General features: G+C 55.1%; 3 tRNA genes and 3 rRNA genes. All 6 read right to left on the bottom strand.

From position 1 onward, the window contains the following. Positions 1-10: 10 nt before the first annotated feature. The 6 genes from ACT53N_RS18840 to ACT53N_RS18865 all read right to left on the bottom strand — a co-directional run bounded on the left by ACT53N_RS18840 (position 11) and on the right by ACT53N_RS18865 (position 5,289). A tRNA-Met gene (locus tag ACT53N_RS18840) sits at positions 11-87 on the bottom strand. Positions 88-154: 67 nt separating this feature from the next. Then, positions 155-269: ribosomal RNA gene (gene rrf, locus ACT53N_RS18845) — 5S ribosomal RNA — on the bottom strand. A gap of 103 nt (positions 270-372) precedes the next feature. Next, positions 373-3,161 (bottom strand): 23S ribosomal RNA (locus ACT53N_RS18850). Between the two features lie 253 nt (positions 3,162-3,414). Further along, positions 3,415-3,490: transfer RNA gene (locus ACT53N_RS18855), tRNA-Ala, on the bottom strand. Positions 3,491-3,555: 65 nt separating this feature from the next. Next, a tRNA-Ile gene (locus ACT53N_RS18860) sits at positions 3,556-3,632 on the bottom strand. 173 nt (positions 3,633-3,805) lie between these two features. Beyond that, positions 3,806-5,289 (bottom strand): 16S ribosomal RNA (locus ACT53N_RS18865). The 16S, 23S and 5S rRNA genes sit together here with 3 tRNA genes alongside, the layout of an rRNA operon. Positions 5,290-5,621 lie beyond the last annotated feature (332 nt).

Here is a 5,621-nt window from a genome sequence, read left to right on the forward strand (position 1 = left end):
AATCAGACCTTGGGTGCGGGGACAGGATTTGAACCTGTGACCTTCAGGTTATGAGCCTGACGAGCTACCGGGCTGCTCCACCCCGCGTCAGGGTGTTGTGTGTGAGATTGTGGTGCAGGGTTTTGGACTTAGTGATGAGATATCCTTTTGGCGGACCTGGCGGCGACCTACTCTCCCGCGCCTTGAGACGAAGTACCATTGGCCCAGGGGGACTTAACGACCGAGTTCGGAATGGGATCGGGTGGGGAACCCCCGGCAAAGCCACCAGGTCAGCGAAAAGGATATCATCCAGCCTCTTGCGAGGCCGGAGATTGTGAAGAAGACATCAGTGTCTGAAGTAGAGCCATGCGATTGCATGGGTTTGACTGAAGAACGATCAAGCCTATCGAGCTATTAGTACCGGTAAGCTCCATGCGTCGCCGCACTTCCACACCCGGCCTATCAACGTGGTGGTCTTCCACGGCTCTCAGCGAGACCTTGTTTTGAGGTTAGTTTCCCGCTTAGATGCTTTCAGCGGTTATCTATTCCACACTTAGCTACCCTGCTGCACAGCTGGCGCCATGACAGGTCCACCAGAGGTGTGTCCATCCCGGTCCTCTCGTACTAGGGACAGATCCTCTCAAGTCTCGTACACCCACGGCAGATAGGGACCAAACTGTCTCACGACGTTCTGAACCCAGCTCACGTACCACTTTAATCGGCGAACAGCCGAACCCTTGGGACCTGCTCCAGCCCCAGGATGTGATGAGCCGACATCGAGGTGCCAAACTTTGCCGTCGATATGGACTCTTGGGCAAAATCAGCCTGTTATCCCTAGAGTACCTTTTATTCGTTGAGCGATGGCCCTTCCACGCAGGACCACCGGATCACTATGGCCGACTTTCGTCTCTGCTCGACTTGTCAGTCTCGCAGTCAGGCGGGCTTATGCCATTGCACTCGACGACCGATTTCCGACCGGTCTGAGCCCACCATCGCGCGCCTCCGTTACACTTTGGGAGGCGACCGCCCCAGTCAAACTGCCCGCCACGCCATGTCCCGGACCCGGATAACGGGCCGCGGTTAGACGTCAGCAACAATAAGGGTGGTATTTCAAGGATGGCTCCGCCGGAACTGGCGCCCCGGTTTCATAGCCTCCCACCTATCCTACACATGTTGCTGCTAACGCCAAGGCGAAGCTGCAGTAAAGGTTCATAGGGTCTTTCCGTCTGACCGCGGGAACCCCGCATCTTCACGGGGAATTCAATTTCGCTGAGCCTATGCTGGAGACAGTGGGGAAGTCGTTACGCCATTCGTGCAGGTCGGAACTTACCCGACAAGGAATTTCGCTACCTTAGGACCGTTATAGTTACGGCCGCCGTTTACCTGGGCTTCAATTCAGAGCTTGCACCCCTCCTTTTAACCTTCAGGCACCGGGCAGGCGTCAGACCCTATACGTCGCCTTGCGGCTTCGCAGAGCCCTGTGTTTTTGATAAACAGTCGCTACCCCCTGGCTTGTGCCACTCTCATCTGGTTGCCCAAAAGAGAGTCACGCTTATCCCGAAGTTACGCGTGCAATTTGCCGAGTTCCTTCAGCATAGTTCTCTCAAGCGCCTTGGTATACTCTACCTGCCCACCTGTGTCGGTTTCGGGTACGGTCTCCGTTGGAGTTATTTCCAGGGACCTGTTCACTGCCAGGAGCAATCCAATAAGCCCTGACAATTTACCAGATCCGTCACTTCCAACTGGTTCAGGAATATTCACCTGATTCCCATCGACTACGCCTTTCGGCCTCGCCTTAGGGGCCGACTAACCCTGCGCAGATTAGCTTTACGCAGGAACCCTTGGGCTTTCGGCGAGAGGGTCTCTCACCCTCTTTATCGCTACTCATGTCAGCATTCTCACTTCCGATACCTCCAGCAAGGCTCACGCCTCACCTTCATCGGCTTACGGAACGCTCCGCTACCGCGTGCACAGAGTGCACACCCATACCTTCGGCGACTGGCTTTAGCCCCGTTACATTTTCCGCGCAGGTTCGCTTGACCAGTGAGCTGTTACGCTTTCTTTAAATGATGGCTGCTTCTAAGCCAACATCCTGGTTGTCAAAGCAAACCCACATCGTTTCCCACTTAGCCAGTACTTGGGGGCCTTAGATGATGGTTAGGGTTGTTTCCCTTTTCACGACGGACGTTAGCACCCGCCGTGTGTCTCCCGGATAGTTCTCTTGGGTATTCGGAGTTTGATTAGAATTGGTACAGCTCGCGCCGCCCGCATCCATTCAGTGCTCTACCCCCCAAGGAATACGTCCGAGGCACTACCTAAATAGTTTTCGCGGAGAACCAGCTATGTCCAGGTTTGATTGGCCTTTCACCCCTATCCACAAGTCATCCGAGAATTTTTCAACATTCACCGGTTCGGTCCTCCAGTAAGTGTTACCTTACCTTCAACCTGCTCATGGATAGATCACCTGGTTTCGGGTCGTCATGCGACGTACTTATTCGCCCTATTCAGACTCGCTTTCGCTGCGCCTACACCTAACGGCTTAAGCTTGCACGGCACATGAAGTCGCTGACCCATTATACAAAAGGTACGCCGTCACCACGCGCGGTGGCTCCGACTGCTTGTAGGCTTCCGATTTCAGGTTCTGTTTCACTCCCCTTGTCGGGGTGCTTTTCACCTTTCCCTCACGGTACTTGTTCGCTATCGGTCATTGAGGAGTACTTAGGCTTGGAGGGTGGTCCCCCCATGTTCAGACAGGATTTCACGTGTCCCGCCCTACTCGAGTCTGTCGCTATTTGACGCTTACGGGGCTATCACCCACTATGGCAGACCTTCCCAGATCCTTCAGCTTTATGTCACGACAGCACTGGCCTGGTCCCGGTTCGCTCGCCACTACTACGGGAGTCTCGGTTGATGTCCTTTCCTCCGGGTACTGAGATGTTTCAGTTCCCCGGGTTTGCTTAATGAACCCTATGTATTCAGGTCATTATACCTTGTCTGATCAACCGATCGTCGCCCTGCCCGGAGGCAAAGCAAAGTCGGGTGACCATAAAGGTGGGTTTCCCCATTCGGAGATAGCCGGATCAAAGGGTGCTCGCGCCTCCCCGGCTCTTATCGCAGCGTGCCACGTCCTTCATCGCCTCTCAATGCCAAGGCATCCGTCAGAAGCCCTTATGCGCTTGATCGTTCTCAGCAAAACCCATGCTTGATCAGCCCTCGCCGCATCACGCGGGGAGGCCTGAGCATGAGCTCTACCTTTAGTCAGACAATGATGTCTTCTTAAGTCCGCCCTTAAACCGGATCCGCATCCCAGGGGTGAGCTGCGGTCGGCGGGAGAACCCTGCCTTCACAATGTCATTTCGCAACCGGCTCGAAGAGCCAGCGCAAACTTGTCATTCCAATCGCGAGATCAATCTCAATCCTCATCGGGAGGAGAGATGGTGGAGCCAGACGGATTCGAACCGACGACATCCTGCTTGCAAAGCAGGCGCTCTACCAACTGAGCTATGGCCCCTCTTTTTCAAGAGATCTGGGTTAGCCAGGAGAGCTGGTCGTGATCCGAAGCATCAGAGGAAAGAGTGGTAGGCCTGGGCAGACTCGAACTGCCGACCTTACGCTTATCAGGCGTACGCTCTAACCACCTGAGCTACAGGCCTATGACGGCCTTCGGAAGGCATCTGCCTCCGGGCTCGCGATCGACTTGATCCCTAACGGAACCAAGTGAGTGGAAAGAGAAACGAAGACGGCGGCGATCCGCTCATTTTTGGTCGTCTAGCGACCGTGTCTGGAGCCTCAATAAGCCCGTGAGAGCTTGGAGAGGCATCCTTAGAAAGGAGGTGATCCAGCCGCAGGTTCCCCTACGGCTACCTTGTTACGACTTCACCCCAGTCGCTGACCCTACCGTGGTCGCCTGCCCCCTTGCGGTTAGCGCAGCGCCTTCGGGTAAAGCCAACTCCCATGGTGTGACGGGCGGTGTGTACAAGGCCCGGGAACGTATTCACCGCGGCATGCTGATCCGCGATTACTAGCGATTCCAACTTCATGCTCTCGAGTTGCAGAGAACAATCCGAACTGAGACGACTTTTAGGGATTGGCTCCCCCTCGCGGGATTGCAGCCCTCTGTAGTCGCCATTGTAGCACGTGTGTAGCCCACCTTGTAAGGGCCATGAGGACTTGACGTCATCCCCGCCTTCCTCCGGATTAACTCCGGCAGTACGATTAGAGTGCCCAGCCAAACCTGATGGCAACTAATCGCGAGGGTTGCGCTCGTTGCGGGACTTAACCCAACATCTCACGACACGAGCTGACGACAGCCATGCAGCACCTGTGTCCCAGTCCCCGAAGGGAAAACCACATCTCTGTGGCGGTCCAGGCATGTCAAAAGGTGGTAAGGTTCTGCGCGTTGCTTCGAATTAAACCACATGCTCCACCGCTTGTGCGGGCCCCCGTCAATTCCTTTGAGTTTTAATCTTGCGACCGTACTCCCCAGGCGGAGTGCTTAATGCGTTAGCTGCGTCACCGACATGCATGCATGCCGACAACTAGCACTCATCGTTTACGGCGTGGACTACCAGGGTATCTAATCCTGTTTGCTCCCCACGCTTTCGAGCCTCAGCGTCAGTAACGGACCAGTATGTCGCCTTCGCCACTGGTGTTCTTCCGAATATCTACGAATTTCACCTCTACACTCGGAGTTCCACATACCTCTTCCGTACTCAAGACTGCCAGTATCAAAGGCAATTCCAAGGTTGAGCCCTGGGCTTTCACCTCTGACTAAACAGTCCGCCTACGCTCCCTTTACGCCCAGTAATTCCGAGCAACGCTAGCCCCCTTCGTATTACCGCGGCTGCTGGCACGAAGTTAGCCGGGGCTTCTTCTCCGGGTACCGTCATTATCGTCCCCGGTGAAAGAATTTTACAATCCTAAGACCTTCATCATTCACGCGGCATGGCTGCGTCAGGCTTTCGCCCATTGCGCAAGATTCCCCACTGCTGCCTCCCGTAGGAGTTTGGGCCGTGTCTCAGTCCCAATGTGGCTGATCATCCTCTCAGACCAGCTACTGATCGTCGCCTTGGTGAGCCTTTACCTCACCAACTAGCTAATCAGACGCGGGCCGCTCCAATGGCGATAAATCTTTCCCCCGAAGGGCACATCCGGTATTAGCTCAAGTTTCCCTGAGTTGTTCCGAACCAAAGGGCACGTTCCCACGTGTTACTCACCCGTCCGCCACTAATCCCGAAGGATCCGTTCGACTTGCATGTGTTAGGCCTGCCGCCAGCGTTCGCTCTGAGCCAGGATCAAACTCTCAGGTTGAGTTGACATTGACTTCAGACTTCCAACCCCAGGGGAAAACCCAGGGCCAGGTATCTGGTTTGCATAGTTTCTTGACGAGTTCCCATCACTCGATCCAACCCGAAGGCCAGACCGGCGTAATGGTGTCTTCTTCAAGAGACCGCATTCGTCAGCGTCAGTTGACGACCCGAAGGTCATCGCCAGAGCGCCGCCGCCTGCGTTTCTCTTTCCAATTCAACAATGTCAAAGACCCGAACCACCTCCCGGCGGCCCCATCGTTTAGCGCCCGATGTCGGCGGAGGCGGCTATCTATCCAACCTCGAAACCCGTGTCAAATCGTTTTTTTCAAAACT

Source organism: Caulobacter sp. DMC95, assembly GCF_056313785.1.